Here is a 25,392-nt window from a genome sequence, read left to right on the forward strand (position 1 = left end):
GCGCGGCCAACCGGAGGCGGTGTCCGCCAGGTGGGCACGACCACCTGGCGGACACCGGATCAGCGACCGGGCAGGAACCGCAGGCTGCGCGACACCGTCATCAGGAAGCGCTGCCACGATTCCTGCGAGACCATCGGCGGCGCATCGAGATTCAGGAAGCGGGTGACCACGACGGTCTGCGGCTCGGTGAACTTGAGCAGCCCGTCCGGGCCGTGCCTGCGCCCGACACCGGAGATGCCCATGCCGCCCATCGGCGCGGCGGTGCTGCCCCACGCGGGCGCGTAGCCCTCGTCGACACACACGGTGCCCGCGTGCAACCGGGCGGCGATGCGTTCGCCCTCGGACTTGCTTGCCGCCCACACACTGGCATTGAGGCCGTACTCGGTGTCGTTGGCCAGCCGGATCGCCTCATCGACCGAGTCGACCGGGTAGATCGACACCAGCGGGCCGAACGTCTCGTTGCGCCCGCATTCCATCTCGTCGGTCACGTCGGCGAGCACGGTCGGCTCGAAGAACAGCGGCCCCAGATCCGGGCGTGCCTTGCCGCCCGCGAGCACCTTCGCACCCTTGGAGGTGGCGTCGGCGACGTGCTTGGACACCGTCTCCAGCTGCGCCTCGGAGATCAGCGAGCCGATATCGGCCGAATAGTCATAGGAGGCACCGAGTTTCGCGGCCTTGACGGCCGCGACGAACTGCGCGGTGAACTCGTCGGCGATCTCGCGTTCGACGTAGAGCCGCTCGATCGAGATGCACAGCTGCCCGGCGTTGGAGAAGCAGGCGCGCACCGCGGCCTTGGCGACCTTGTCGAGTTTGGCGCCCTTGGCGACGATCATCGGGTTCTTGCCGCCGAGTTCGGCGGAGAAGCCGATCAGCCTGCGCCCGCACTGCTCGGCCAGGGTGCGGCCGGTCGCGGACGAACCGGTGAACATCAGATAGTCACAGCGGTCGACGATGGCCGTGCCGACCACGGTGCCCGGCCCTGGCACCACCGCGAGCAGATCGCGGGGCAGGCCGGCACGGTAGAGCAGTTCGGCGTTGGCCAGCGAGGAGAACGGGGTCTGGCTGTCCGGCTTGACGACCACCGCGTTGCCAGCGATCAGCGCGGGGATCGAGTCGCCGATCGAGAGCAGCATCGGGTAGTTCCACGGCGCGACGACGCCGACGACACCCTTGGGCTTGGCCCCCACCGAGGTGCGGTTGAGCACTGGAAACGCGCCGGGCACCCGGTGCGGTTCGAGCAGCGGCGCAGCGTGTTTCGAGAAGTAGCGGGCCGCGAACATCAGGCCCATGATCTCTTCCTGCGCCGCCCAGCGCGCCTTGCCGGTTTCGGCTTGCACGATGTCCATCAGGAATTCGCGGTTCTCCACCACCAGCGCGCGATACCGGTCGAGCACCGCGGCGCGGTCGGCCGCCGAGCGTTCGGCCCAGCGCGCTTGCGCGGCACGGCCCTTCTCGAACGCGGCCTCGACATCCTCGACGGTGCCGACGGGCACGCTGCCGAGCGGCTTCCCGGTAAAGGTCTCGGCGATCGTCTTGCGTGACCGCGCGTCGGGGCTGTCGATCGCGGCCAGTGCGCTCAGACGGTCGAAGACTGCGGCTTCCGGCGCGGGCATCGTTGCCTCCTGATGGTGTGGGTGAGATCTCATGTAACTGTGAGATACACACAATCTACGCCGGTATGTCCTACCGGCGGGTAATCCCCATCGATCCTCGCCTGTCCAGCCAATCATTCGGCCGGATATGTCGGCTTCGACCCGCCGAAACCCCGGTGCGGCAGCGAAGTCAAACCGAGTCTCACTCAGCGGGACCGTCTGGTCGGTCGGTCCGATTTCTGGTTTAGGTTGTGCCGATGTTCAGAGCGAGGCTCGGGGTTCGTACGCGGATTCTGGCGATCGCGCTCATTCCGAGCCTGACTCTGCTTGTGGTCGGCGTGGGCGCAGCGGGATATCTGGTAGCCGAGGGGACCAAGGCCAAGGACTGGGCGGTCCAGAATCAGCAGGCGATTCCGCCGACCAGAGAGTTGATGGAATCGGTGCAGCAGGAGCGCCGCCTGACCCTCGCACAGCTCGCCGGTGACGACACCGTGCCGCCCGCGCTTGCCGCGGCCAGGATCCGGCTCGACGGCGCGATGCGCGGCCTGATCGAAGCCTCGACCGGCCTGCGCGAAGTCGACGATTCCAAGATCGGCGACGATGTCGCGGGCTTCAACACCCTGCTCAGCCAGATGACGCAGGTGCGGATGGCGACCGACGCAGGCCAGCTGCAACCGTCGGATGCCTACATGTTCTACAACCGGCTGCTCGACGTCATCTCCGTCGGCACCGGCATCGCCGAGCAGACCGCGCCGGACACCGAGATCGGCGTCGCGATCGCCGACGGCATGCGCTTTCTCAATGCGGCAGAGGCGATGTCACGCAGCAATGCACTCGGCGTCATGCTCGCCACCTCGAACGGGCCCTCGGCCATCCCGATCGACGAGTTCCTGCGCCAGGTCGGCTTCTACCACACCGAAATCGGCTACCTGACCACCGAACAGGGCACCGCGGGCGCCCAGCAGCAACGCATCCAGGCGCTCACCGGCAGCAACTCCTGGCAGCAGCTGTCGCTGATGGAAAGCGCCGTCGCGCAACGCTATCTGGTGGCGCAGCCGACCTCGACGACCAACTCCGCAGGCTCGTCGAGCACCGCCTCGTCGTCCAAGCAGTCGCTGCCCCCGCTGCCGTTGACGACGACGGAGTGGCAGAACGCGGCATCCGAAGTCAACCGCGGCCTCATCGATGTGTGGATCTCGCAGAACCGGCACTCCCAGGAACTGGCCGAGAAGAAAGCCACTGCGTCGGCGGCGAATTCGCTCTACGCGGGTGGCGGCGTGCTGGTCGTCAGCATTGTGGCGTTCCTGATCGCGCTCGTGCTGGCCAATCGAATCATCCGCAGGCTCAAGCGACTACGCAGGCAAACCCTGCTGATGGCCGACGAGCGACTACCCGAGACCATGCGCAGGCTCAACGAGGGCGACATCATCGACCCTGCCGCGGAAACCCCGTCCCTGGACTTCGGCCAGGACGAAATCGGTCAGGTGGCCAAGGCATTCGAGCACGCGCACGCCGCCGCCATCGGCGCGGCCGTCGCCGAGGCCCGCACCCGCGAAGGCGTGAAGGCGGTCTTCCTCAACATCGCGCACCGCAGCCAGATCGTGGTGCACCGCCAGCTGGAGATCCTCGACGAAGCCGAACAGCGGCAAGAAGATCCGGTACTGCTCGACACCCTGTTCCGGCTCGATCACCTGGCCACCCGGGAACGCCGCAACGCCGAGAACCTGACCATCCTCGGCGGCGGCCAGCCGGGCAGGCAGTGGCGCAACCCCGTTCCGCTGATGGACGTGGTGCGCAGTGCCGTCGGAGAAACCCTGGACTACGCCAGGGTTCGCGTATCCCGGCTGCCCGAGGTGCACGTCCTCGGCACCGTCGTCGCCGACCTCATCCACCTGCTCGCCGAGCTCGTCGACAACGCGACCGCCTTCTCGCCGCCGCAATCCCGGGTCGAGGTCGGCGGCAACGTCGTCGGCAAGGGCGTGGTCGTCGAGATCAGCGACCAGGGCATGGGCATGTCCGACGGCGAGCAGGCCCGCCTCAACGACATGCTGCGCACGCCACCGGATTTCGGTGTCGCCGCGTTGTCGGCGGACTCTCGGCTCGGCCTGTTCGTCGTCGCGCAGCTGGCCATCCGGCACGGCATCACGGTGCGGTTGTCGGAATCCGATTACGGCGGCATCAAGGCGATCGTGCTCATCCCCTCCGCGCTCATCGTCACCGACAGCGTGCCCGATCAAACCCCGGCCGAGCTCACCGATCCCGGTCGGCGACGGCGCATTCCGGCGGCGCCGGTGTCCATGTCGTCGTCCGAGCCCCAGCCGGTCGGCGCCGTCGCCACGCTCGCGATCGAATCGCCACCGATGAATGGGGTTGGCGCACAGCCGGAGCCGCCACAGCCGTCACCCGGCGACACCAGGCCTGCCCTGCCACGCCGCAGCAGGCAGACCAATCTGCCTCCGCAACTGGCCGAACCGGCGCCCTCGCCGTTCGCTCCCCCGGCGCAGGCCAGGTCCGCCGAGCAGGCTCGTGATCTCATGTCCGCCATCGAGAACGGGACAAAGCAGGGCCGACGCTCCGCTACGATCCCGGACGAACAGGAAGGTTAGGGGTGTCCGCTACTCCGACAGGTGATCTCAACTGGCTGCTCGACGATCTCGTCGATCGGCTGGCCGGCGTCAGGCACGCGGTGGTGCTGTCCACCGATGGACTGCTTCTCGGCCGCTCCAGCGCGATGACCAGGGAAGACGCCGAACACTTCGGGGCGATGTCGTCCGCGTTGTACGGGTTGGCGCGCAGCGCGGGCAACCGGTTCGACGGCGGCGGCGTGCGCCAGGCCGTGATCGAACTCGACCGTGCCGTACTGTTTGTCACCTCGGCAGGCGACAACGCCTGTCTCGCACTGCAAGCCATCGAGTCCGCGAACCTCGGCATGGTGGCCTACGAGATGAACCTGACCGTACAACGGGTCGGCACCTACCTGTCCACTACGCCGCGACATGACCTTGTCGGGCAAGGAGAGCCGAATCTGCCATGACCCACCCGCGTGAGCCCTGGTTCGACGAAGCGGCGGGCCCGCTGGTCCGCCCGTACGCGCTCACGCGTGGGCGCACCACCGGAGCAGGCCCCGAATTGGACATGCTCACGTCCGTGGTGGTCAACGATTCGGCAGGCACGCTGCGCCGGGCGGAACCGGAATACGCCGATATCCTTCGGCTGTGCCGGGTTTCGCAGTCGGTCGCCGAAGTGTCGGCACAGTTGCGTTTACCGCTCGCGGTGACGAAGATCCTCGTCGGCGACCTCATCGGCGACGGGCAACTCATATTCCGTGCTCCCGTCCCGACGGAAGCCGGGCCCGAAGACCTCAACATATTGCGAGCGGTACTGGATGGAATCCGAAAAATTTGACCCGAGCGGCACGCCGCACCTGGCCGCCTCGGTCAAGATCCTCGTCGCCGGCGGGTTCGGCGTCGGCAAGACGACCATGGTCTCCGCGATCAGCGAGGTGGCGCCGCTGCGCACCGAAGAGCTGATCACCGAGGTCAGCACCGGCGTCGACGATCTGTCCGGCGTGGAGTCGAAGACAACGACCACGGTCGCGCTCGACTTCGGCAGGCTCACCATCGACCGGGACCTGGTGCTGTACCTGTTCGGCACGCCGGGACAGGACCGCTTCTGGTTCCTCTGGGACGAGCTCGCGCGCGGCGCGCTCGGCGCCGTCGTGCTCGCCGACACCCGCCGCCTCGGTAATTCCTTTGCCGCCGTTGACTTCTTCGAGCGGCGCGGACTGCCGTTCATGGTCGGCGTCAACTGTTTCGACGGTGCGCCGCGCTACACCATCGACGAGGTCCGTGATGCGCTCGACCTGGACCCGCAAACTCCGGTGATGCTGTGCGATGCCCGCGATCGGGCGTCCTGCAAGACGGTGCTGATGACGCTGGTGGAGCATCTCATCGAACGCGTGCAGCGACAGCCGATCGCCACCTGAGACGGAGGCGGCCGGGGTTCGACTCGACGGGTCACACCTGGTGTAGCCAGCAGACGAACAACAGCACACCGCCTGCGATCAGCAGCATCGCGACAGGGACCGGCCAACGCGGTCCCACCCGGCCGAGAGTGCCACGGACCAGCCTGATCTGGAGCGCACCGAGCCCGGCGAGCGCCGCGAACCACAGCGGCAGCACGCCGAGGCCGAGTACCGCGTGCACGGCCCACGCGCCGACCAACGTCGGCCCACCCCAGGAGTTCTCGTGGTTGTCGCCCGCCACCAGCGGATAAGCGACGCCACGCACCGCGCCGAGCACCGCGAGAAGAACGAAGAACATCGCGAGCAACGCGACCGCCGCACTCAGCACCGAATGCATCGTCGCACGCCATGCCAATCGGTCACGCGGCGTGACGGATTCACCGAACGTCCGCCGGGGCACCCGCAGCCGGGTAGCCACCGGGCTCATCGCGAGCGGTAGTGCCCAGACCGCATACCCTGCGGCGCGCAACCACATCCGAACCCAGCTCATACCGACGACGGTAACCGGTTACCGCTGTGGCTCACCGTAATCGGCCTGCATCCACCAGATCGTCGAACAGCAACTGATCGACCGGCGGCACCAACGCGCGATCGGCGTAGCTGAACCACGCCATCTCCTCGATCTCACTGCTTGCGGCGAGGGTGCCGCGATAGTCCGCGCTGTAACAGCTCATTCGCACGACGAGGTCGGCCCCATGCACCGCCTCGTACGTGCCGACGTGCGCGACCGTGTCCGGCAGCAACGCCACCGTCAGCTCTTCCTCGATCTCCCGCAGCAACGTCTGCAGATCGGTTTCGTCGCCTTCCCGCTTCCCGCCGGGGATGTAGAAGACGTCTTTTCCTCGCGGCCGGGCACACAGAATCCGCCCACCCTCGATCCGCACCCACGCCACCGTATCGATCAACTGTGCGTCCGCCACCCCAGCACCCTAGGCCCGGCGCTCTGTGTGCCGACGACCCGGCTCGGTTTCGCTGCTGGCGATAACCGATGCCAGGTATCCGACATCCGCCCTAGCATGACCCGCATGCAGTCACCGATCACCGGCACCGCCGCGGGCGTACCGTTCACCGCGCTCCCACCCGCCGACAACGCCACCGCGCCGCTGATCCTCACCTGGCACATGCTGGATGCGCCGCGATCCGACGCCGCCTTCGCCGCCGCGCTGCCGATGCACGACCTGCCTGCGTGGCGAGTGCACCTCGCCATGCCGATGTGCGGCGCCCGCATGATCAACGGCAGCACCGACGCCATCGTCGAGCTGTTCACGAAAGACCCGCTGATGGCCTTCCTGCATCCGTTCGTCGAACAGGCCACCGAGGAATTCCCCGCCGCCCTGGCCGCGATCCGCACCCAACTCCCCGTCGACGACGGCCCCATCGGGATCCTCGGTGGTTCGCTGGGCGGAGCGGTCGCGCTGAACATCCTCGCCACCACCGAGACTCCTGTCTTCGCCGCCGCCGTCGTCAACGCCGCGATCAGAATGCGGTCCGTCGTCGACCTCTTCCCCGGCGACTACCCCTACGACGCCGAATCCGAAAAGGCCGTAGACGACTTGGATTTCATCGCCAAAGCACCCGCCATCGCCACCCGCGCTCCGCTCCTGATCGTCAGCGGCGAAATGGACGACCCTCGATTGCGTACCGACGCAACAAACCTCGACGCCGCCCTTGGTGATCGCGCCGAACTCCGCACCATCCCCGGCTTGGCGCACGCCCTCGCCGAAGAACCCGGCATCGAACCCGCTCCCCAACTCCCCCTGACCCGTGAGGTCGACATCGCCCTGACCACCTGGTTCGGCCGCCACCTCGCCAACGGAAGCTGAGGTCGCCGAGCTACGGAATCCGCCTGCCCAGACGACCGAATACCCGCCACAGCCAGCCATATTCGCAAGCAGTGGAGTACGTTCGGCAGATGCCGCAGCCGAGCACACCGGATTCGGGTCAACCATCAGCAGACGGCGAGCTTCCGGCCGCGCAGTACATAGCGGGATTGGCCCGCAAGCGGATGGCCGCAGGCGTGATCTTCCGCGACGCAGCAGGGCGGGTGCTGCTGGTCGAACCCTCCTACGAACCGAACTGGGAGATACCCGGCGGCGTAGTCGAGCAGGACGAATCCCCCTGGGCCGCCGCGGAACGCGAGCTGGCCGAGGAACTGAGCTGGCACCGCCCACCCGGCCGACTACTGGTAGTGGACTACATCAAGCCGTACGACGCACGCCCAGAAGGCATCGTCTTCGTCTTCGACGGCGGCCTAGTCACCGACAACGACATCGCCGAAATGAAATTCGCCGACGGCGAACTCCTTTCGGCAAGCCTCCACACCGTCGCCGAAGCCCGCCGCAAGGTCAAACCTATACTCGCCGACCGAATCGCCTCAGCACTGGCGGCCGTCGATCAGGGCGCGACAGCGCTGTGCGAGCAGGGCCAGCGCATCGTCTGACCTCCGGCCCTTCACCTGACGCGCAGGCGCTCAACGCGATTCGCAGAACCTCTATGAGTCCAAACTCTCGAGGCATGTATCTCCCTGCTGCTAGCGCACCGTCAATGCGTCGCGGCCGAGCGCGGCACCGAGTTGGTCGACCGCGGTGCCGAGCCCCTTCTTCGGGAGTGGTGCGTCGTCGAACATCGACACCACCACCGTGTCCTCGTCGAGCTCCCAGGTGCCGACAATGCGGCCGCCGGCGACGACAATCGGGGAGATCCAGCCCGCGGTGCGACTCACCTCGGCCCGATGGTCGCCAGGCAGCAGTGCGGTGTCGTTGGTGCCGGGACCGAGGACGTACTGATCGAAGCCGCCGAGCAGGTGGACCGACTTCGTCGGCTTGGTCGCGGCGAGTTCGTCGACGTGCTCGGTGCAGAGATAGCCGCGCCGGCCTTCCACCTCGATCTCGGTGAGGTCGTCGCCCAGCTCCGAAAACCATCGGCGCAGTACAGGTTTGCGGACACTGCCCCGGCTGAGCCAGGCATCGAACGCCTCCGGCGTGCTCGGGCCGTAGGCGCTCAGATAGGACCTGATCGCCAGCGGCGCAGCAGCATCGGGTTCCGGCAGACCGGGCCACCCGGTGATCAACTGGGCCGGATCGGCGAAGGTGACCTTGCTGCCCTGTGCCGGACCGTGGCAAAGAAATCCTTGCCAGGCAAGCGGTTTGAGCAGTGCGCCCCACCCCGACCGCAGCTGTTCGCCGAGCCGATCGAAGGACGGGTCGGCGATGATGGCGTCGACAAGCTCATCGCGGGTCAGTGCCTTGCCGTCGAGCACGCGGCGCACCTCGACGCCCAATGCCGCGACATCGTCCGGCGATGCGCCGAAATTGCGCTGCCACACCGGCTTTTCCCACACCCGCGTCGAGGCGAGCAGCGACAGGTAGGCGGTGGCCGCCTCCGGGGTGAGTGCGTGCAGCGTGCCGCGCATCGCCCAAGTCTTGATCAAGGTGCCGTCGTGCAACTCGCGCACCAGCGCACCCGACTCCGGCGCCGTACTCCGCAGCGCCACCGCCATTTCGGCGGCGGAGGTGACCTGCGCTTGCACCCCGCACAAGCGACGGACGATCTCGGTGACGCTCGTGGCGCGCGGTTCGACGAACTGCCTGCGTAGCCGCCAGGTGAAAACCTGGTCCCAGGTCAGCGGCACAGGGTGCTCCTTCGATCAGCCGAGTATGGCGCTACAGAATGCCACCGTCGCCGTGATGACCGCGAACCCGGTTACCGTCGTGGCGATTACGCCGAGCAGTGCCGTGCGGGTGGTTGCGAGCCGGAGCGAGCTCACCGGGTCCACCAGGCGCTGCGCCCTGGCCAGCACGGCCGTTCCGGCGGCGGCCAGCGCGCCGTCGGGCACCGGCTCGGTCACGCCGAGGATCGCGAGCAGTCCGCCGAGCAGGGGTTCGCACCCATGCTTGTCTGCGGCCTTGTCGTCGGCGCACATCTCGAGCAGCCGCGTGATCTCCGCGCTGCCGACCGTGACCAGGGCCAAACCGGGCAGCGTTGTCGCGATCGCGCGCAGCACCGCGGTGAGCGGCGCATGCCTGCCCCGCAGATGCGCCTGCTCGTGCGCGAGCACTGCGGCGAGCTGATCCCGCGTCAACGCGTCGAGCGCGGCACTCGTGACGACGATTGTGTCCGGCTGTCCCGGCACGCAATACGCTTGGCGCTGCGGCGAATCCAGCACCAGCGCGTCGACACCGGGCACCCGGCGTCCGACCAGCCGCAACGCCCTCGCATGTGACCTGGTGCGCCTGCGCATATCGGTCACCACCGTGACTGCCCGCGCGACCACCGCGATGGTGGAGGCGGCGACCAATGCGCCGACCGCGAACGTGGCGGCTTGCTTCGCGCCACTGCCGTCCGCGTCCATCGGCGTCCAGAGGAGCGCAAGGCACGCGCGCAACGCGTCGTGCGGATGTCCCCAGTAGGTGGCGAACTCGAATGTCAGCATGGCCGCGGCCGCGGTCCACGCGCCGAGCGTGCCGGCGATGGCGACGATCCACGCGATGATGCCCAAACGCGGCGCATTCCCGCGGCGGGTCAGCCGCCGCAGCACCGGCGGGCCGAGCGTGGCGACCGCGCTGCCGTAGAGCATCAAAGCAACAGCCAACGTCATGGGGCTGCCTCTCCGGCACCCGGCGGCGCGTCCGGGGTCTTGCGGGCGGTGAGCCTGCGTAAGGCGGCGCGTAAACCGGCGGATTCCTCGGCACTGATGCGGTCGACGAAATGGCTGAGCACCAGATCGGAGCGCCCGCCCGCGCCGAGCGCCTCCAGCATCAGCCGGGCGCTGTGCTCTTCCCTGGTGAGGGTCGGCCAGTACTTGTATGCCTTGCCGGAACGCTCGCGGGCCAGCCAGCCCTTACGATGCAGGTTGTCCATCGTCGACATCACCGTCGTATAGGCGATGTCACGTTGCGCGGACAGTTCGTCGAATATCTCGCGAACCGTGGTGTCTTCTGCGTCCCGATCCCAGATGCGGTCCATGATCACCGCCTCCAGGTCTCCAAATCCGCGCACCGTACGACTCCCTCATCCAAGCGTGCCCTGCTGTCGGGCCAGCCTACCGGTTCGCCCGAATTGCTACGTAGTCAACCCGTAGATTCGAAGGGTTGTCCGACAGGGATGGGTGAGCGTGTTGCCGCCGCTGGACCTCGCCGCATCGCACCTGGACGATTCGGCTCAACCGCGCCGAAAACCTCAGGGCGCAGCCTGACCGACAGCGAAACCATCCTCCAGATATGCCATCGCCCCCTCGACACGAGCGCGACGCGCTGCCCGCACCCGTCGAGCCAATACATCGGGGAGTCGCGCCGCAACCTCGCCGTCGTCACACCACGCCCAGCTCCGAAGCTCTTCTGCCTGAAGGTCTATCGCTGCTGTCCGATCAGCACTCAACACTCCACCGTCATAGACAAACATCACGCCGTCACCGGGATAGAGACCTGAAGGAACCCAGTCCACCACCAACAGTCGCCCCAACGCGACCGTGAGGCCCAACTCCTCATGAACCTCCCGGACAGCTGCGGAATAGGGCGACTCTTCCGCCTCCACAACGCCACCCGGCAGTTCCCAGTAGTCCTTATATGTCGGCTCGACCAGCATCACCCGATCCAGCTCATCGACGAACAGCGCGCCAGCCCCCATCCGCTTACGAGGCAGCGAGGCAATGTGCTCAGCGATCTCCGACTGCATAGAACACACCCTATGCGCCGCAGGCTATTTCACCTTGTCCGCTGGAGTTTCACGCTCGATCGAATGAATGGCTGATGCGGTGCCGGAGGTCGTTGTTGGAGATCGGCAGGTGCCGGTAGTGGAGCTGCTACCAGATCTGGGGGGTTGGTCGCATCAGGGTTGATTGCGAGGATGGCACGCGATGTGCGGGGATCAGCCGGTGCCCGACTCGAGCGAGGAGAATGCATGAGGATTTACGTGGGTGCTCCCCGCGCAGGCTTCGAGTGGGCCATGCCGGTCGACAGTGATGACACCTTCGAACACCTTACTTTCGCGGGTGTCCCGAAGGCGGATTCCTGGCGGACGGTGCAGATGGAGTCGATTCGCGAGGACGGGAACGAAAAGCCGTCGGACTTCCCCTGGTTCCTCTCCGCGACCCTAGTGCTGAAGGACCGGGCTATCGACGTCCTCGGTCCTGTGCTCGCCGAGTTCGGAGAACTACTGCCCGCACAGTTCCCCGACGCCCGGCTCGCGGTGTTCAACGTGCTGAACGTCGTAGACGCCTTGGACGAGAGTGCCGCCAAAATTGCCCGGTTCAGCTCCGGTGAGATCATGATGATCGAGTCCCACGCGTTCCATCCGGACCGGATTCCGCCGCGAGCCGTGTTCAAGATCCCACAGCAGCTCTACAACGGTGAAATCTTCTACACCGACGAGATCGTGCGTGAGATCGAAGCGTCCGGGTTCACCGGGCTGTGGTTCAAGGCAGTGTGGGACACCGAGAACGGATCCTACGGAAACCGTTTCGACGCCGAGGTTTTCGAGGCCGACCGGGTCGTGTGAGTGCTCGATTTCTTTGCGCCGCTTCCTGGCACACGGACAAACCATGTCCGCTCCCGGATGCCGATGAACCATTCGGCGGCGATCTCGGCGGCGCGGAGTGGCGGGACGCTGTCGACAATCAACGCGTCCGGCGTCGGATCCAGGTCACGCATGGCGCGATTGTGTGCCCTGCCTCGCGGATTGGCGACTGATTTGATCGGAACCCGGGGATGCCGCCGAGGGATGGCCGGGCCACTGCACGGCGTATCCGGGCGGCCGTCCATGGCAGACGCGTGCGTAGCGCAGTAGCTCTCGGGCGATGCCTGCGTTTCCCATGGCCCAGCCTGGCCGTGGCGCCAAGTCGCTGGGTGTGACGCGATGCTCGTGGTTGGACCAGCGGACTCCTGCCTGGTCGATGGTGGCGCGCCCGGTGAGGTCTTCGACCAGAACGTCGGCGAATTCGCGAGCCTGGCGGCGGGCAACAGGGTCGGGCTGGGCAACGAGACGGTCGCAGGCCAGGGCGAGGACTCCCGCTCCTCCCCGTACCGATCGTCCCCGAAATGCTCGTGCGCCTCGAGCAGCGCCAACACAATCCCCGCGCCCCCGTGATACAGGGTGGGGTCCACTTCCGCTTCGCCGACGACCGGCCGCCAGGCCGGCCCGTGCTCCCCCACCTCGGCTTGCGCGAGCATCCACTCGACCGCCCCACGCGCCAACTCCTCCACCGCGCCGACCGCACCTCCCTGCATGGCCACCACCGTAAGCGGACTCTCACTAAGAGACTGCGACCGTTTCTGCCGATGCGGTGGTTGTGCGAGGAAGGTCGCGTTCAGCCCAGTCCGCCATGGCGGCCAGGACAGCGTCCAACCGGCGACCCGCAGGTGTCAGTTCGTATTCGACGCGGGGCGGTACTTCGGCGTAAGCGGTGCGTGTCACCAGCCCGGTTTCTTGGAAGCGCTGCAGGCGCGAGGAGAGCGTTTTGGGGCTGATTCCCGGTAGGGCGGAACGCAATTGAGAGAAGCGGGTGGGGCCGTCGAGTAGCTCTCGCACGATGAGGGTGGCCCACGGTCCATCGAGGATGACCAGGAACCGCGCGATCGGGCATTCCGGCAACAGGTGATCGACATCACTCACGATAGCTCCAATAGTTCATTTGAAGTAACTGGTTCCCCGAAGGAACTATAACGGTTGTCCACCCGCTAGCAAACCTCAGGAGAACATCATGACCCTCACCATCGACCCGCAAGCCAACACCGCAGCCGAGATGGTCCGCACGGCCCCGACCACCGCATTGCGGGTGGCCAGCCGCAACTACGAGCTCTACGACACCGGCAATGTGGCAGCCGTCGACGAGGTCTTCGCCCCCGACCTCATCGACCACAACCCGGTCCCCGGCGTACCGAACGCACTCGACGGCATGCGATACCTGATCCGCGAGGTGCGCGACGGGTTCACCGACACCCAGCATCGAATCCTGTTCCAGCAGGAACTGTCCGACGGCTGGGTGGTCAACCACTGGCAAATGACCGCCGTGCACACCGGCGACGCCTTCGGCCTGCCTGCCAGCGGAAAGCCCGTGGCCTTCAACGGCACCGACATCGTCCGTGTGGTCGACGGCAAGATCGCCGAGATCTACCACGTCGAGGAGCTGCTCCAGCTGACCATGCAGGTCAAGGCCTGACTCGAAAGGTCGAACCAGAAACCACCGCAACCACTTTCGAAAGGGAACGACCATGGCACCGTTCAGACCGCTCCTGATCTACGCCTTCGACGCCTACTGCGGCTGGTGCTACGGATTCACGCCGTGGCTGCGCCGCGCCGTCGCCGATCGCCCGCACCTAGCCGTCGAGGTGGTGTCGGGCGGCCTGTTCACCGGATCCCGCCGCGTGCCGATCCGCGAACTCCGCCACATCCCCACCGCAAGGCACCGCGTCACCGCACACACCGGCGCCGTCTTCGGCCCCGCCTTCCTGACGTTGCTCGAACAGGGTGACTTCGTGATGGATTCCGAAGACGCCGCGGCCGGCCTGGCCGGACTACGCGACTTGGCGCCGGCCAAGGTGCTCGACCTCGCCTCTGCCATGAGTTACGCCTTCTATCACGACGGCCGCGGCCTCTCCGACCCCGACACCTACCGCGCCATAGCCGAGCAGTACGACCTCGACGGTGACACCGCGGCAGCCGCCCTCACCGACCCGGTCCGCCACCAGCAAGCCCGGCGCGAATTCACTCAGTCCCGAATACTGGGCGTCGAGTCCTACCCCACCCTGCTCCTCGACACCGGCTCCGGCCCACGCATTCTCGACGTCACGCACACCGCCCCGAGCCAGATCGGCGAACACCTCGACAGCATCCTCGCCACGGTCCCCCTCTAACACCGGTAACCGCGCGACGAGTGGCACATGGTGGAGAGCTCTACTCGCACGATGCCGCAGCCATGTGCCACTCGTCATGCCGGAAAGCACGCGTCCGCGTACGACAGGCGCCGAATCGGATATATCCGACACGCTGGCCGCGCGGCGGGTCATCCGATCCGGGCCGCCCGCGGGATCGAATAAGCAGGAAGACGCACTGGACCCGCCCGGGCCGCAGCACGACAGATCTACCAGGAAGCACGAGGAAGGGATCTGGCTAGATGATCAACAGCCGTGCACGCTCCATGGTCGGACTGCTCGTTGCCGCTTTGGCCGGTGGCAGCGTCGCCGGACTGACACCACACGCGGCAGCGGTGTCAGTCGATCTGGCATGTGAGGGCACCGAGACGGCGACCTATGAGCCGGGACTGCGACAGACCCCACAACCGGTCAGCTATGCAGTCAACGGAGTTCTGTCCCCATGCAGCTCATCGGACCCGGGCATCATCGCGGGCAGCTACAGCGAGCAAAGCTCAGCGACGTTGTCCTGTGCCACCTTCTTTGCCGAATCGAGTGGAACGAGGGTGTTCCGTTGGGGCGACGGACGTTCGAGCACCTTCGCCTTCGACCGCGCCATCAAGGATGCCGGTGGTCAGTCCACGGTGACCCTCACCGGCGCCGTCGTGAAGGGCGAGTTCGTCGGCAGCACGGTGACCGAGCAGATTGCCTTTACGACGCCGCGGACGACGGACTGCCTCATATCTCCCGGGCTCGCACAATTGGGTCCAGCGAAGGTCGCTCTGACCATCAGCAAGAATTGACCGACCGCACGGCGTCATGGCGGCACCGGCCTTGCAGGTGAGACCGTGCAACAGAATCACGCATCGATTCCGGACTGAGCCGTGTCCCCGAGTTGCCGTCAACCGGAGACGCGGCTCATCGGCGAAATGGCGCGTGCCAGAACGCGTCCCGTCTATCTCAAATGATCTCGGCGGGTGCGGCCAGCGCGGCCTGCATCGCCACACCGTCTACATAGGTGTGCTTTTCGCGCACCGCACCGTTCTCGACGTACACCATATCGGCGATGTCCACGTCGACGGCGGCGCCGGTGACCGACGTGCCGGACAGCTTCCACTGAACAGCCCAGAAGTCGTCTCCGACGCGCAGGTTCACCAGGGTGAAGACGAGATCGGGGACCAGCGCGAAGGTTTCCGCGGCGGCGGCGCGGATCTCGGCACGCCCGCGCGCAGGTTCGCGACCGGAGTGCAGGTGGAAAATCGAGTCGGGAGTGTGTAATTCGACGATGCGGTCGGGGTCGCGCCCAGCCCAGCAGGCGTGGTAGCGGTCGAACAGATCTTTGGTGGCAGCGGACATATGCTGATCCTTCTAAGATACAAACAGGATGACTGTATGTTCCAGGAGGGTAGCACCGAGCCCGGGCCGAAATGAGCCGAATCGCAGACAGATTCGGTCCTGCCCTAGACTTCGACGTCGCCATGAACGCTGATCGCCGAACCCAAGCCGAACGCTCGGCCTCGACCCGCGGCGCCGTGATCCGTGCCGCGCGAGACCTGTTCGGGCAGCACGGGTACGGGGCCGTAAGCACCATTGCGGTCGCCGAGGCGGCCGGTGTCAGCCGCGGTGCGCTCTACCACCAGTTCAACGACAAGCGCGACCTGTTCGAGGCGGTCTTCGAGGACCTCGAACGCGGCCTCGTCGAGGTGATCGGCGCCGCGATCGCCGAGTCGCCTTCGCCCGATCCGATCGCCAACCTGATCGTCGGCTGTCTGGCCTGGCTGCAGGCCTCGACCGCGCCCGAGGTACGGCGGATCGCGCTGCTGGACGGACCCGCCGTACTCGGCTGGAGCCGGTGGCGCGAGATCGAACTGCGCCACACGATCGGCCGGGTCGAGAACGCGTTGGCCGGCGCCATCGCCGCGAAACGCATCATGGCCCAACCCGTGCGCCCGTTGGCGCTGGTCATCGTCGGCGCACTGGACGAGGCAGCCCAATATCTCGCGCATTCCGACAACCCCACCGAGGACACCGCAGCCATTCGCGCGGTGATCGAGCAGCTCATCTCCGGCCTGACGCTCGACCCGAAGGCGCACAACTAGTTTCAGGGTTCGAGGTCGGCCACTCCCCTGCCGGTCGACACATCGAACGGCACCGAGGCCTGGTCGTGGGTGATCAGCCAGGTGCTGTCGATCTTCCGGTAGCAGAAGGTGACTCGGACCCACATGCCGCTGGTGGTGGTTCCGTTCTGCAGCGTGCCGCGCAAGCGACCGAAGCCGTGGCCGAACGCCACCTCGTCACCCACGGTGAGCGTCAGATCACGAAGCTCGTAGGTCACCTCGGTGAAGAACGTGAATACCTTCGCCCAGTTCCGCATTTTCGCGTCCACCCCGACATGCTGCAGCGGCGGCTCGACGTCGAAGGACACGACATCCGTTGCGTAACAGCGCTTCAGGGCTTCGATATCCTTGGCCTGGATTCCTTCGATGATCTTGTCGACTTGCTGCGCGAGCGCGGCCTCGTCGACCTCACGTTGAGTAGGCATTGCGAATCCTTTCGAATCTCAGCTACTGGCAAGGCGTTCAAGCGACCGTGACCGCAGACCGCAACGGCGCAAGCGCGGTACTCCAAGCGACAACCTGATCCAACGTCCTGTCCAAGGTCGCGGCGTGCCGATCGTTCGGCGTGAAGGTGGTGTGGTTCTCGAAATCGGTGAGCACCGAAATCGACACCTGATGGCTCACCACGGCCATGCGCAAAGCGCTGCACACCAACCGCAGAAACTCCGCCGCGCGCACGCCACCATCCACCCCGTAGGAGACGAACCCGACCGCCTTGTCAGCCCACTCCACGAAAAGATGGTCGATGGCGTTCTTCACCACGCCGGGAGTCGAATGGTTGTACTCGGGCGTCACGAACACGAACCCGTCGAACGGCGCGATCCGCTCGGCCCAGGCCCGCGTGTGCGCGTGCACGGACGGCCCGAACATCGGCGCCACCGGCTCGTCGAAATGCGGCAACGGATGATCACGCAGGTCGATCAGTTCGAACTCGGCATCGCCGCGACGCGACGCGGTTTCGAGCACCCACTGCGCGACTTGCGGTCCGTTGCGGTTGGGCCGGGTGCTGCCGAGGATGATGGCGATTCGAGTCATGGTTGGAAACTCCTGCTCTGCGGAAACGGTCACCACCATCCGACGACGCAGCCAACGGGAATGTCAGGCTCACACTTCGGGCCACTATTTCGTCGGTTCGGTAAGGGATCGACCGAACTTAGGGAGCAGCCATGACCGATCCGCACCTGGGCGCGGTGATCAGCGAACGCCGTCAGCTGATCAACCTCGCCTACCGCCTGCTCGGTTCGCTGGCCGAAGCCGAAGACGCGGTCCAGGAGACCTACGCGCGCTGGTATGCGTTGACCGAGCAGCAGCGCCGAGACATCACGACGCCCGCGGCCTGGTTGACGACGGTCGCAGGCCGCATCTGCCTCGACCTGCTCGGCTCGGCCCGCGCCAGGCGGGAACGCTATGTGGGCGAATGGATTCCGGAGCCGGTACCGGACCGTTCCGAATTCGGCGGCCACCCCTTCGCCGATCCCGCCGACCGCGTCACCCTCGACGAGTCGATCAGCATGGCCTTTCTCGTCGTCCTGGATTCGATGACGCCCGCCGAACGGGTGGCGTTAGTGCTGCACGACGTGTTCCGGTACTCCTTCACCGAAGTCGCCGACATCGTCGGCCGCTCCCCTGCGGCCTGCCGTCAACTCGCGTCCTCCGCCCGCCGCCGCATTCGCAGCACGCCGCAACCGTCGAAAGCCGAGCACGCGGCCGTGGTCAGAGACTTCAAAAGAGCTTGGGAGACAAGCGATATCGAGGCGCTGATCGGCCTGCTCGATCCGCAGGCGATCGCAACGGCAGACAGCGGCGGCCTGGCACCGGCCTTCCGCGAACCGATCACCGGCGGCACGCAGATCGCCAGGGCCTGGCTCGAGATCGCCGCCCGCGGGGCCACGGTGCAGCTGCTCGAACGCACCGTCAACGGCCAACCGGGCCTGGTGGCCCTGGTCGACGACGCCATCGTCTCGGTCTACGCCTTCGACATCGCCGACGGTCGTATCACTCGCATCTGGGCGATCCGCAATCCCGAGAAGCTGCGCCGCTGGATCGCATCGGACAGCTGAGCCGCGCCTGCATCGAGCAGTTCGATTGCGTGTTCGCAGGATTGGGGACACGATCTGGGCTGCACCGATGAATATTGGTTGGACCCGTCGTCCATACCTCTGGATACACCGACATCGGTGGGTCAGACCAGATGCAATGATCCGGACCATGCTCCGGACGGGTAAACAGGAGGCGGAAGTGAGCGGTACCAGAGTGTTGGTGGCGGGAGCGAGCATCGCGGGGCCCGCGCTGGCGCACTGGCTGCGCAGGCGGGGAGCCGAGGTGACGGTGGTGGAGCGCGCCCCCGAACTGCGCCCCGGTGGGCAGGCAGTGGACGCGCGCGGGATCGCCAAGGAAGTCATCCGGCGGATGGGCCTCGATGCGGAAGTCCGCGCGGCCTGCACCGATACCGCAGGCGCGCACACCGTTGACGCGGACGGCAACGTGCTGGAGACCTACAGCGCCGAGGACAACGGCGGCGACGGATACATCGCGGAGATCGAAATCCTGCGCGGGGACCTGTCCCAGGTGCTCTACGACGACACCCGCGACGGTGTCGAGTACATCTTCGGCGACCGCATCGCCGAACTCACCCAGGACGCGGACGGTGTCGACGTGACCTTCGCGGGCGGCGACCAGCGGCGCTTCGACCTGGTGATCGGCGCGGACGGACTGCACTCGGCGCTGCGCGCCACAGTTTTCGGACCGCACGAACAGTTCGTCCGCCACCTCGGGCTCGTACTTGCTTTTTACAGCGTGCCCAACAAGTTCGACCTGGACCGCTGGCTCCTCGACTACCAGGAGTCCGGGCGCTCGGCCGGCCTGCGGCCCATCCAGGACGCCATCCGGGCGATGGCGATGTTTTCGTTCCCCTCAGCCGATTTCGATGTCGACTACCGCGACGTCGAGGCGCAGAAGCGTCTGCTGCGCGAGCGGATGGACGGCTTCGGCTGGTTGACCTCCGACATCCTCGCGCACCTGGACGACGCCCCCGACTTCTATCTCGACCAGGTTGCCCAGGTGGTGATGGACCGCTGGTCGAGCGGACGGGTCGGGTTGCTCGGGGACGCGGCGTTCAGTGCATCGCCGATGTCGGGGGCGGGCACCGGGCTGGCTCTGGTCGGCGCTTACCTGCTGGCCGGGGAACTGGCTGCCGCCGACTGGGATCCCGAGGTCGGGTTCGCGGCCTATGAGCAGCGGATGCGCTCGTTCGTGGAGGCCAACCAGGAGATCGGCCGGTTGCATGTGCACAGCGTCGCCGGAGCGGGCGCCGAGCCGAGCATCGATTTCGAGAGCCAAGAGTTCGCCGACCTGATCGAGCGCGCAATCAACGGCGTCGAGCTGCCCGACTACGCAGGAGTGCCGGACTCCGGGACTCGGGTCGGCCCGGGAGCCTGACCGGGCAGGAATCGACGCACCTGTCGGAGGTCTATGCGAACATATGTTCGTGTCCGGCACCTCCGCACCTCGCCCGCGGATACAAGCGCGGGCCGAAGCGTCGATCCTGCACGCCGACCTCGACTCGTTCTATGCCTCGGTCGAGCAGCGGGACAATCCGCAGCTGCGCGGCAAGCCGGTCATCGTCGGCAGCGGGGTGGTGCTCGCCGCGAGTTACGAGGCGAAGGCATTCGGGGTGCGCACGCCGATGAACGGTCGGCAGGCGCGCAGGTTGTGTCCGCATGCCATCGTGGTGCCGCCGCGGATGGCGGCGTACGCGGCGGCGAGCAAGGCGGTGTTCGAGGTCTTTCACGACACAACGCCGGTGGTGGAAGGCATTTCGATCGATGAGGCGTTCCTCGATGTCGGCGGTCTGCGCCGGATCGCGGGGGAACCGATCGGCATCGCCGAGCGCTTGCGGAGCGCAGTGCGTGACCAGGTGGGCCTGCCGATCTCGGTCGGCATCGCCCGCACCAAGTTCCTGGCGAAAGTGGCCAGCGCCGTCGCGAAACCCGACGGGCTCCGATGTGTCCCGCCCGACGGCGAACTCGACTTCCTGCATCCGCTGCCGATCGAAAGACTGTGGGGCGTTGGCGAAGTCACCGCCCGCACGTTGCACGAGCACGGCATCACGAAGGTCGGTCAGCTCGCCGATCTCGGCGAAAGCCCACTGCGGGCCATCCTCGGCCCTGGCGCGGCCCGCCACCTCTACGCTCTGTCGTGGGCCCGCGACCCACGCCGCGTCGAGACCGGCGTGCGCCGCCGCTCCATCGGCGCCCAGCGGGCCCTCGGTCGCGGCCCGCGCGAACCCGACGAGATCGAGGCCTGCCTGCACGGCCTCACCGATCGGCTCGGGCGCAGACTCCGCACCGCCGACCGCATCTGCCGAACGGTGGTGTTGCGCATGCGTTTCGACGATTTCGCCCGCGCCACCCGCTCCCACACCCTGACCGAGGCCACCGATCACACCGACACCATCCTGCACGCAGCCCGCACCCTGCTTGCCGCCGCCATGCCCACCATCCAGGAACGCGGCCTCACCCTGATCGGCCTGTCGCTCACCAACCTCGCCGACGCCGACCCCTTCCAACTCACCCTCCCCTTCGGGCCGCGCGCCACCAACACCCTCGACGCCACCCTGGACGACCTGCGCCACCGCTTCGGCTCCGCCGCCGTCACCCGCGCCGCACTACTCCGCAGCGGCGAAGGCCTGTCCGTGCCCATGCTCCCGGACTGACTCACGTCGTCGAGCCGGCCGCTCCGCCGTTGCCGCGTGCCTCGATCGCCTTCACAGTGTTCCGAAACGCCTTCTCCAACAAGCCTTTTCCGACGGCCTTCGAAGCGGCCTAGGACGCTGATTGCGCCTGGACTGCGGCGAGGGCTTCTTCTTGGATGCGGGGGAACTGCGCGGCCATGGCTTCGCTGAGTGCTTGGGCGGCGGAAAGGGGGCGGACCATGACGGTGAGGCTGTCGATTTTGTGGTCGGCGTCGTAGTGCAGGAAGTCGCAGCCGTTGACGGTTTTGCCGTCGACGGTGGCCTCGAAGATGAGGGCGTGGTCGCGGCCGTCGGCGCTCTCGATCTCGCGAAGGTAGCGGAAGTTCTCGAAGACTCGCATGACGCCGCGCAGGATGGCGGCGGTGATCGGCTTGCCGGGGTACGGCTTGAATGCGACCGGGCTGGTGAACACGACGTCGTCGGCGAGCAGCGCCTCGACCGCGTCGGCGTCCATGGCTTCGACGGCTTCACGGAACGTAGTCATCATCGACCTCGCATATGCAACTCGTTGAATAGGGATCCCACGACAGTAAGCCCGGGAAAACACCAGTGCAAGATCAGCGCGACCGCTTCGGGCGCTTGTCCATCAGCCGCAGGATGAGCGGGGTGAAGATGAGCTGCATGGCCAGCTCCATCTTGCCGCCGGGCACGACGATGCAATTGGGGCGCGACATGAACGAGTCGTGCAGCATCGACAGCAGATAGGGGAAGTCGATCACCTTCGGGTCGGCGAAGCGGATGACGACGAAGCTCTCGTCGGCGGTCGGAATGCTGCGGGCGATGAACGGATTCGAGGTGTCCACGGTCGGCACCCGCTGGAAGTTGACGTAGGTGTGCGAGAACTGCGGGCAGATGTACTTCACGTAATCGGGCATGCGCCGCAGGATCGTGTCGATCACCGCCTCGCTGGAATACCCGCGTTCGGTCTTGTCCCTGATCACCTTCTGGATCCACTCGAGATTGACGATCGGCACCACCCCCACCAGCAGGTCCGCGTACTGCGCGACGTTCACGCTGTCGGTGACGGCCGCACCGTGCAGCCCCTCGTAGAACAGCAGATCACTGCCGGGCGACAGGTCCTCCCACGGCGTGAAGGTGCCCGCGGGCTGCCCGTAGGGTTTGGCTTCGCGGTCGTCGTGCAGGTATTTGCGCACCGAACCCACCCCGGTCTCGCCGTAATCGCGAAACAGCGTCTCCAGTTCCTTCAGCAGATTCGCTTCCTCCCCGAAGTGCGAGAAGGTGAGATTGCGGTTCTGCTCCGCCTCGGCCATCGCGAGCTTCATCTCGTTGCGGTCGAAGCGGTGGAACGAATCCCCTTCCACCACAACGGCATTGATGCCTTCGCGGCGGAATATCTCTTGAAAGGTCCTGGTCACGCTCGTGGTGCCGGCCCCGGAGGACCCGGTGATCGCGACGACGGGATGTTTGATCGACATGGCATCTCCTCGATTGCCGGAAGGGCTTCCGCAGCGGAAACTCAGTGCGGCGCAGGCCGAAACAGCGACCGCGACCCGAACAGCGAGCTGTCGAAGCTCGGTCCGGCCTCCGGCTCGCTGTGGTAGCGCTCGATCCGCTCGACCTCGTTGCGCGAACCGAAGATCAACGGCACCTGGTGGTGCACGTGCTCGGGCGGCACCTCGAGCACCCGCTCGCCGCCGGTGGTGGCCCACCCACCGGCCTGCTCGACGATGTAGGCGATCGGATTGGCGCCGTACAGCAACGCCACTCGGCCAGGCCGCACCGGCGGGCGGTTGTCGTGCGGATACAGATAGACCCCGCCCCTGGTCAGAATGTGGAAGGTGTCCGCGACCAGCGACGCTACCCAGCGCATGTTGAAATCGCGCCCGCGCGGACCTTCCACACCGTCGAGGCATTCGTGCACATAGCGGCGCACCGGCCGCTCCCAGAACCGCTCGTTGGCGGCGTTGATCGCGAAACCCGAAGTGTCCTCGGGGATTCGCATGCGCGGGTGGGTCAGCACGAACGCGCCGATCTCGCGGTCGAGGGTGAAACCGTCGACACCGCGGCCGGTGGTGAGCACCAGCATCGTCGCGGGCCCGTAGAGCGTGAATCCGGCACATACCTGACGCACACCCGGTTGCAGGAAGTCGTCGGCGATAGGCACGCCGTTGGGCCGATCGGGCGCCCGCAACACACTGAATATCGTTCCGACAGGCAGGTTCACGTCGATGTTCGAGGATCCGTCCAGCGGATCGAACGCCAGCAGATACTTGCCGCGCCGATGCACGTCGGGCACCGCGTGAATGGCGGCCATCTGCTCGGACAACAGCGCCGACAGGTGCCCCGTCCATTGGGTCTCGGCCACCATGATGTCGTTGGCGATGGCGTCGAGCTTGCGGTGCACTGTCGGCGGTAGATTGTCCGGCTCAGCGGCGCCGAGCGAGCCGACGATGGCCCCTCTGGTCACCTGATTGGCGATGATTTTCGTCGCGGTGGCAACGACATTCACCAGGGCGGAGAACTCACCGGACGAACCGGGATGCCGGTGCTCCTCCTCGATCGTGTAGCGGGTGAGCGTCTTCAGTCCTTCTGGCATGGGCGCCTCGATCTCGTTTCACGCTGGGGCCCGCGCGGTCGGTCCGTCCGGCGGTGCGATGTTCGACTGCTCCCCCGCGCGCGCCGACCCTGCCGGCTCCCGTCCGCCCTGCTCGTCGCCGAACACGCTGCTGCCGTAGACATCACGGTCGGTCAGCATCATCAGCTCGGCTTTGGCCAGCGGTCGGTGCAGCTCCACCAGGCGCTTGGCTTGCCGCAACCGGCACCGGTCCAGCGCATTACGCACGCTGCGGGCGTTGGAGAATCGCGGCCGCGTCATCCGCCGCTCGAGATATTCGGCGAAGGCGGCGTGCCCGGCCTCGTCGAAGTGAAAGTTCTCCCGCGCCACCATGAGTTCGGCGATGCCCAGCAGTTCGGCGTGGGTGTAGTCGGCGAATTCCAGATGATGGGCGACGCGCGAGGACAGGCCGGGGTTGGCGGAGAAGAAGCGCTCCATCCGGTCCGGATAGCCTGCGAAGATCACCACCAGGCTGGTGCGCTCACTTTCCATCTCCTGCAACAGGATTTCGATGACCTCCTGCCCGTAGTCCCGCTCGTTCTCCGGGCGGAACAGGTAGTAGGCCTCGTCGATGAACAGCACCCCGCCCGCCGCCTTGGCCAGCGCCTCCTTGGTCTTCGGCGCGGTGTGGCCGATGAACTGACCGACCAGGTCGTCCCGAGTAACGGTGTGCACCTTCGGTTTCCGGATATAGCCGAGCGCGTGCAGCATTTCGGCCATGCGCAGCGCGACCGTGGTCTTGCCGGTGCCAGGCCCGCCGGTGAAGCTCATGTGCATGGTCGGCCGGGTCGAGCTCAACCCGAAACGTTCCCGCGCCCGGTCGATCAGGAGCAGGGCGGCGATCTCGCGCACCCTGCGCTTCACATTCGCCAGGCCGACGAGCTCGGCGTCGAGCCTGCGCAACGTCTCCTCGACATCGTCGCCCGCGATATCGGTGGACAGGTCGAGCAGTGCGTCGTCGGCCAAGGTCTCCGGCACCGGCTCGGCAGGCTCGGGGCGCACCGGCCTGCCGTCGCCGGTGCCTGGCCGGTGTAGTCGGAAACCGTTGGGCTCAGCCGCCATACCGCTGCCCCTGGCGGTTTTCGGTGGCATAGGAGTGGAAACCGTACTTCTGTTGACGGTCCGGTCCTTCCAGCCGGGTCAGCAGGAATCCTGGTTCGTCGGCCGGGCGCTGCACCAGGAAGCTCAGCGCCGTCGTCTGCCTGGTGTAGCGCGCGTCGTAGGCCAGCACGCGAACGTAGTGGCGGGGAAACGTCGACCGGCAGGCGTTGATCTCGGCGAGCACGCCGTCCGGCTCGTCCAGGTCGAACAGCGGCAGGCCCCACATCTCCCAATAGGCGTTGCGCGGGTGCGGATCGTCGGTGTATTCGATCGACACCGGCCAGCTGTTGAGCAGCGCGTACCGCACCTGCGCGGCGATCTCCGCGTCGGTGAATTCGGGCAGGTACGAGAAGGTTCCGTGACGCAGATACATGTCGGCTCCAA

31 protein-coding genes are annotated in these 25,392 nt (G+C 66.5%); 14 read left to right on the plus strand and 17 right to left on the minus strand.

All coding sequences use genetic code 11. The features are described from left to right. Positions 1 to 59: 59 nt before the first annotated feature. On the minus strand, positions 60 to 1,646 hold the full coding sequence (locus ACGFNJ_RS18910) for a succinic semialdehyde dehydrogenase (RefSeq protein ID WP_393449269.1): 1,587 nt from the start codon (positions 1,644 to 1,646) through the stop codon (positions 60 to 62). Positions 1,647 to 1,849: 203 nt separating this feature from the next. On the opposite strand from ACGFNJ_RS18910, the gene ACGFNJ_RS18915 reads away from it, so the two are divergent. The 4 genes from ACGFNJ_RS18915 to ACGFNJ_RS18930 are packed head-to-tail and all read left to right on the plus strand — an operon-like array spanning position 1,850 to position 5,577. Beyond that, a complete protein-coding gene (locus tag ACGFNJ_RS18915) occupies positions 1,850 to 4,198 on the plus strand; it encodes a nitrate- and nitrite sensing domain-containing protein (protein WP_393449272.1) in 2,349 nt (782 codons plus the stop codon). 2 nt (positions 4,199 to 4,200) lie between these two features. Beyond that, complete coding sequence (locus ACGFNJ_RS18920) at positions 4,201 to 4,626, plus strand: roadblock/LC7 domain-containing protein (protein ID WP_069161093.1); 426 nt, start codon at positions 4,201 to 4,203, stop codon at positions 4,624 to 4,626. Continuing rightward, positions 4,623 to 4,997 (plus strand): DUF742 domain-containing protein, encoded by a 375-nt coding sequence (locus tag ACGFNJ_RS18925; protein WP_069161094.1) that lies wholly within the window; start codon positions 4,623 to 4,625, stop codon positions 4,995 to 4,997. The genes ACGFNJ_RS18920 and ACGFNJ_RS18925 overlap by 4 nt, the downstream gene beginning before the upstream one ends. Then, entirely contained in the window at positions 4,978 to 5,577 is a 600-nt protein-coding gene (locus ACGFNJ_RS18930) for an ATP/GTP-binding protein (RefSeq protein WP_393449276.1), read from the plus strand. Before ACGFNJ_RS18925 ends, ACGFNJ_RS18930 begins: the two co-directional genes overlap by 20 nt. A gap of 31 nt (positions 5,578 to 5,608) precedes the next feature. On the opposite strand, the gene ACGFNJ_RS18935 is transcribed toward ACGFNJ_RS18930, so the two are convergent. Next, positions 5,609 to 6,106: a hypothetical protein gene (locus ACGFNJ_RS18935; protein ID WP_393449279.1), complete on the minus strand. Its 498-nt coding sequence runs from the start codon at positions 6,104 to 6,106 to the stop codon at positions 5,609 to 5,611. Between the two features lie 31 nt (positions 6,107 to 6,137). Beyond that, entirely contained in the window at positions 6,138 to 6,536 is a 399-nt protein-coding gene (locus tag ACGFNJ_RS18940) for an NUDIX domain-containing protein (protein WP_393449282.1), read from the minus strand. A 105-nt stretch (positions 6,537 to 6,641) separates the two neighbouring features. Here ACGFNJ_RS18940 and ACGFNJ_RS18945 point away from each other — a divergent pair, with 105 nt between their 5' ends. Then, positions 6,642 to 7,439, plus strand: coding sequence for a prolyl oligopeptidase family serine peptidase (locus ACGFNJ_RS18945; protein WP_393449284.1), 798 nt, complete (start codon positions 6,642 to 6,644; stop codon positions 7,437 to 7,439). 89 nt (positions 7,440 to 7,528) lie between these two features. Continuing rightward, positions 7,529 to 8,056, plus strand: a complete 528-nt coding sequence (locus tag ACGFNJ_RS18950) for an NUDIX domain-containing protein (RefSeq protein ID WP_393449287.1) — start codon at positions 7,529 to 7,531, stop codon at positions 8,054 to 8,056. A gap of 90 nt (positions 8,057 to 8,146) precedes the next feature. Here the strand turns inward: ACGFNJ_RS18950 and ACGFNJ_RS18955 are convergent, their stop codons facing one another. From ACGFNJ_RS18955 to ACGFNJ_RS18970, 4 genes are all read right to left on the minus strand, one after another. Then, the gene (locus ACGFNJ_RS18955) at positions 8,147 to 9,247 is read right to left on the minus strand and encodes a winged helix DNA-binding domain-containing protein (protein ID WP_393449290.1); all 1,101 of its coding nucleotides are present in this window, start codon (positions 9,245 to 9,247) and stop codon (positions 8,147 to 8,149) included. 15 nt (positions 9,248 to 9,262) lie between these two features. Further along, a complete protein-coding gene (locus tag ACGFNJ_RS18960; RefSeq protein ID WP_393449293.1) occupies positions 9,263 to 10,213 on the minus strand; it encodes a M56 family metallopeptidase in 951 nt (316 codons plus the stop codon). Beyond that, positions 10,210 to 10,614 carry a BlaI/MecI/CopY family transcriptional regulator gene (locus ACGFNJ_RS18965; RefSeq protein WP_393449296.1) on the minus strand — a complete coding sequence of 135 codons (405 nt, stop codon included), beginning with the start codon at positions 10,612 to 10,614 and terminating at the stop codon, positions 10,210 to 10,212. Before ACGFNJ_RS18965 ends, ACGFNJ_RS18960 begins: the two co-directional genes overlap by 4 nt. Before the next feature lie 180 nt (positions 10,615 to 10,794). Beyond that, positions 10,795 to 11,289: an NUDIX domain-containing protein gene (locus ACGFNJ_RS18970; RefSeq protein ID WP_393449299.1), complete on the minus strand. Its 495-nt coding sequence runs from the start codon at positions 11,287 to 11,289 to the stop codon at positions 10,795 to 10,797. 225 nt (positions 11,290 to 11,514) lie between these two features. On the opposite strand from ACGFNJ_RS18970, the gene ACGFNJ_RS18975 reads away from it, so the two are divergent. Continuing rightward, positions 11,515 to 12,111: an imm11 family protein gene (locus tag ACGFNJ_RS18975; protein WP_393449302.1), complete on the plus strand. Its 597-nt coding sequence runs from the start codon at positions 11,515 to 11,517 to the stop codon at positions 12,109 to 12,111. Here the strand turns inward: ACGFNJ_RS18975 and ACGFNJ_RS18980 are convergent. Then, complete coding sequence (locus tag ACGFNJ_RS18980) at positions 12,060 to 12,839, minus strand: hypothetical protein (RefSeq protein WP_393449305.1); 780 nt, start codon at positions 12,837 to 12,839, stop codon at positions 12,060 to 12,062. The two genes, ACGFNJ_RS18975 and ACGFNJ_RS18980, sit on opposite strands and share 52 nt — an antisense overlap. A 25-nt stretch (positions 12,840 to 12,864) precedes the next feature. Continuing rightward, positions 12,865 to 13,224: a winged helix-turn-helix transcriptional regulator gene (locus tag ACGFNJ_RS18985; protein WP_393449308.1), complete on the minus strand. Its 360-nt coding sequence runs from the start codon at positions 13,222 to 13,224 to the stop codon at positions 12,865 to 12,867. Positions 13,225 to 13,312: 88 nt separating this feature from the next. Here ACGFNJ_RS18985 and ACGFNJ_RS18990 point away from each other — a divergent pair, with 88 nt between their 5' ends. From ACGFNJ_RS18990 to ACGFNJ_RS19000, 3 genes are all read left to right on the plus strand, one after another. Continuing rightward, positions 13,313 to 13,771: an ester cyclase gene (locus ACGFNJ_RS18990; RefSeq protein WP_393449311.1), complete on the plus strand. Its 459-nt coding sequence runs from the start codon at positions 13,313 to 13,315 to the stop codon at positions 13,769 to 13,771. 52 nt (positions 13,772 to 13,823) lie between these two features. After that, positions 13,824 to 14,465 carry a DsbA family protein gene (locus ACGFNJ_RS18995; protein ID WP_393449314.1) on the plus strand — a complete coding sequence of 214 codons (642 nt, stop codon included), beginning with the start codon at positions 13,824 to 13,826 and terminating at the stop codon, positions 14,463 to 14,465. A 260-nt stretch (positions 14,466 to 14,725) separates the two neighbouring features. Beyond that, a complete protein-coding gene (locus ACGFNJ_RS19000) occupies positions 14,726 to 15,265 on the plus strand; it encodes a hypothetical protein (protein WP_393449317.1) in 540 nt (179 codons plus the stop codon). 157 nt (positions 15,266 to 15,422) lie between these two features. Here the strand turns inward: ACGFNJ_RS19000 and ACGFNJ_RS19005 are convergent, their stop codons facing one another. Continuing rightward, positions 15,423 to 15,818, minus strand: coding sequence for a nuclear transport factor 2 family protein (locus tag ACGFNJ_RS19005; protein ID WP_393449320.1), 396 nt, complete (start codon positions 15,816 to 15,818; stop codon positions 15,423 to 15,425). Positions 15,819 to 15,940: 122 nt separating this feature from the next. On the opposite strand from ACGFNJ_RS19005, the gene ACGFNJ_RS19010 reads away from it, so the two are divergent. Beyond that, complete coding sequence (locus ACGFNJ_RS19010) at positions 15,941 to 16,561, plus strand: TetR/AcrR family transcriptional regulator (RefSeq protein WP_393449323.1); 621 nt, start codon at positions 15,941 to 15,943, stop codon at positions 16,559 to 16,561. 2 nt (positions 16,562 to 16,563) lie between these two features. On the opposite strand, the gene ACGFNJ_RS19015 is transcribed toward ACGFNJ_RS19010, so the two are convergent. After that, entirely contained in the window at positions 16,564 to 17,004 is a 441-nt protein-coding gene (locus ACGFNJ_RS19015) for a YybH family protein (protein ID WP_393449326.1), read from the minus strand. Positions 17,005 to 17,041: 37 nt separating this feature from the next. After that, positions 17,042 to 17,614, minus strand: coding sequence for an NADPH-dependent FMN reductase (locus ACGFNJ_RS19020; RefSeq protein ID WP_393449329.1), 573 nt, complete (start codon positions 17,612 to 17,614; stop codon positions 17,042 to 17,044). A 131-nt stretch (positions 17,615 to 17,745) separates the two neighbouring features. Here ACGFNJ_RS19020 and sigJ point away from each other — a divergent pair, with 131 nt between their 5' ends. From sigJ to dinB, 3 genes are all read left to right on the plus strand, one after another. After that, positions 17,746 to 18,639, plus strand: coding sequence for an RNA polymerase sigma factor SigJ (gene sigJ / locus ACGFNJ_RS19025; RefSeq protein WP_393449332.1), 894 nt, complete (start codon positions 17,746 to 17,748; stop codon positions 18,637 to 18,639). 178 nt (positions 18,640 to 18,817) lie between these two features. Then, positions 18,818 to 20,017: an FAD-dependent monooxygenase gene (locus tag ACGFNJ_RS19030; protein WP_393449335.1), complete on the plus strand. Its 1,200-nt coding sequence runs from the start codon at positions 18,818 to 18,820 to the stop codon at positions 20,015 to 20,017. Between the two features lie 43 nt (positions 20,018 to 20,060). Continuing rightward, positions 20,061 to 21,293, plus strand: coding sequence for a DNA polymerase IV (gene dinB / locus ACGFNJ_RS19035; protein ID WP_393449338.1), 1,233 nt, complete (start codon positions 20,061 to 20,063; stop codon positions 21,291 to 21,293). Positions 21,294 to 21,402: 109 nt separating this feature from the next. Here the strand turns inward: dinB and ACGFNJ_RS19040 are convergent, their stop codons facing one another. The 5 genes from ACGFNJ_RS19040 to ACGFNJ_RS19060 all read right to left on the minus strand — a co-directional run bounded on the left by ACGFNJ_RS19040 (position 21,403) and on the right by ACGFNJ_RS19060 (position 25,381). Then, positions 21,403 to 21,816 (minus strand): nuclear transport factor 2 family protein, encoded by a 414-nt coding sequence (locus tag ACGFNJ_RS19040; protein WP_393450045.1) that lies wholly within the window; start codon positions 21,814 to 21,816, stop codon positions 21,403 to 21,405. A gap of 73 nt (positions 21,817 to 21,889) precedes the next feature. Beyond that, positions 21,890 to 22,768, minus strand: a complete 879-nt coding sequence (locus ACGFNJ_RS19045; RefSeq protein ID WP_393449341.1) for a phosphoribulokinase — start codon at positions 22,766 to 22,768, stop codon at positions 21,890 to 21,892. A 41-nt stretch (positions 22,769 to 22,809) separates the two neighbouring features. Further along, on the minus strand, positions 22,810 to 23,889 hold the full coding sequence (locus ACGFNJ_RS19050; protein ID WP_393449344.1) for a class 1 fructose-bisphosphatase: 1,080 nt from the start codon (positions 23,887 to 23,889) through the stop codon (positions 22,810 to 22,812). Between the two features lie 18 nt (positions 23,890 to 23,907). Then, positions 23,908 to 24,969: an AAA family ATPase gene (locus ACGFNJ_RS19055; RefSeq protein WP_393449347.1), complete on the minus strand. Its 1,062-nt coding sequence runs from the start codon at positions 24,967 to 24,969 to the stop codon at positions 23,908 to 23,910. Then, on the minus strand, positions 24,959 to 25,381 hold the full coding sequence (locus ACGFNJ_RS19060) for a ribulose bisphosphate carboxylase small subunit (RefSeq protein ID WP_393449350.1): 423 nt from the start codon (positions 25,379 to 25,381) through the stop codon (positions 24,959 to 24,961). The genes ACGFNJ_RS19055 and ACGFNJ_RS19060 overlap by 11 nt, the downstream gene beginning before the upstream one ends. Positions 25,382 to 25,392 lie beyond the last annotated feature (11 nt).

The sequence above is a fragment of the Nocardia sp. NPDC049149 genome, from assembly GCF_043197455.1.
Classification (GTDB): domain Bacteria; phylum Actinomycetota; class Actinomycetes; order Mycobacteriales; family Mycobacteriaceae; genus Nocardia.

Excerpts from the sequence above, each read along its gene's own strand:
- dinB (WP_393449338.1), top strand. The coding sequence starts at position 20,061 with ATGTTCGTGTCCGGCACCTCCGCACCTCGCCCGCGGATACAAGCGCGG.
- ACGFNJ_RS18945 (WP_393449284.1), top strand. The coding sequence starts at position 6,642 with ATGCAGTCACCGATCACCGGCACCGCCGCGGGCGTACCGTTCACCGCG.
- ACGFNJ_RS19040 (WP_393450045.1), bottom strand. The coding sequence starts at position 21,816 with ATGACTACGTTCCGTGAAGCCGTCGAAGCCATGGACGCCGACGCGGTC.
- ACGFNJ_RS19050 (WP_393449344.1), bottom strand. The coding sequence starts at position 23,889 with ATGCCAGAAGGACTGAAGACGCTCACCCGCTACACGATCGAGGAGGAG.
- ACGFNJ_RS18950 (WP_393449287.1), top strand. The coding sequence starts at position 7,529 with ATGCCGCAGCCGAGCACACCGGATTCGGGTCAACCATCAGCAGACGGC.
- ACGFNJ_RS18975 (WP_393449302.1), top strand. The coding sequence starts at position 11,515 with ATGAGGATTTACGTGGGTGCTCCCCGCGCAGGCTTCGAGTGGGCCATG.
- ACGFNJ_RS19055 (WP_393449347.1), bottom strand. The coding sequence starts at position 24,969 with ATGGCGGCTGAGCCCAACGGTTTCCGACTACACCGGCCAGGCACCGGC.
- ACGFNJ_RS18930 (WP_393449276.1), top strand. The coding sequence starts at position 4,978 with ATGGAATCCGAAAAATTTGACCCGAGCGGCACGCCGCACCTGGCCGCC.
- ACGFNJ_RS19000 (WP_393449317.1), top strand. The coding sequence starts at position 14,726 with ATGATCAACAGCCGTGCACGCTCCATGGTCGGACTGCTCGTTGCCGCT.
- ACGFNJ_RS19015 (WP_393449326.1), bottom strand. The coding sequence starts at position 17,004 with ATGCCTACTCAACGTGAGGTCGACGAGGCCGCGCTCGCGCAGCAAGTC.
- ACGFNJ_RS18925 (WP_069161094.1), top strand. The coding sequence starts at position 4,623 with ATGACCCACCCGCGTGAGCCCTGGTTCGACGAAGCGGCGGGCCCGCTG.
- sigJ (WP_393449332.1), top strand. The coding sequence starts at position 17,746 with ATGACCGATCCGCACCTGGGCGCGGTGATCAGCGAACGCCGTCAGCTG.
- ACGFNJ_RS19045 (WP_393449341.1), bottom strand. The coding sequence starts at position 22,768 with ATGTCGATCAAACATCCCGTCGTCGCGATCACCGGGTCCTCCGGGGCC.
- ACGFNJ_RS18915 (WP_393449272.1), top strand. The coding sequence starts at position 1,850 with ATGTTCAGAGCGAGGCTCGGGGTTCGTACGCGGATTCTGGCGATCGCG.
- ACGFNJ_RS18980 (WP_393449305.1), bottom strand. The coding sequence starts at position 12,839 with ATGCAGGGAGGTGCGGTCGGCGCGGTGGAGGAGTTGGCGCGTGGGGCG.
- ACGFNJ_RS19010 (WP_393449323.1), top strand. The coding sequence starts at position 15,941 with ATGAACGCTGATCGCCGAACCCAAGCCGAACGCTCGGCCTCGACCCGC.
- ACGFNJ_RS19005 (WP_393449320.1), bottom strand. The coding sequence starts at position 15,818 with ATGTCCGCTGCCACCAAAGATCTGTTCGACCGCTACCACGCCTGCTGG.
- ACGFNJ_RS19020 (WP_393449329.1), bottom strand. The coding sequence starts at position 17,614 with ATGACTCGAATCGCCATCATCCTCGGCAGCACCCGGCCCAACCGCAAC.
- ACGFNJ_RS18970 (WP_393449299.1), bottom strand. The coding sequence starts at position 11,289 with ATGCAGTCGGAGATCGCTGAGCACATTGCCTCGCTGCCTCGTAAGCGG.
- ACGFNJ_RS19060 (WP_393449350.1), bottom strand. The coding sequence starts at position 25,381 with ATGTATCTGCGTCACGGAACCTTCTCGTACCTGCCCGAATTCACCGAC.
- ACGFNJ_RS18990 (WP_393449311.1), top strand. The coding sequence starts at position 13,313 with ATGACCCTCACCATCGACCCGCAAGCCAACACCGCAGCCGAGATGGTC.
- ACGFNJ_RS18995 (WP_393449314.1), top strand. The coding sequence starts at position 13,824 with ATGGCACCGTTCAGACCGCTCCTGATCTACGCCTTCGACGCCTACTGC.
- ACGFNJ_RS18960 (WP_393449293.1), bottom strand. The coding sequence starts at position 10,213 with ATGACGTTGGCTGTTGCTTTGATGCTCTACGGCAGCGCGGTCGCCACG.
- ACGFNJ_RS18910 (WP_393449269.1), bottom strand. The coding sequence starts at position 1,646 with ATGAGATCTCACCCACACCATCAGGAGGCAACGATGCCCGCGCCGGAA.
- ACGFNJ_RS18935 (WP_393449279.1), bottom strand. The coding sequence starts at position 6,106 with ATGAGCTGGGTTCGGATGTGGTTGCGCGCCGCAGGGTATGCGGTCTGG.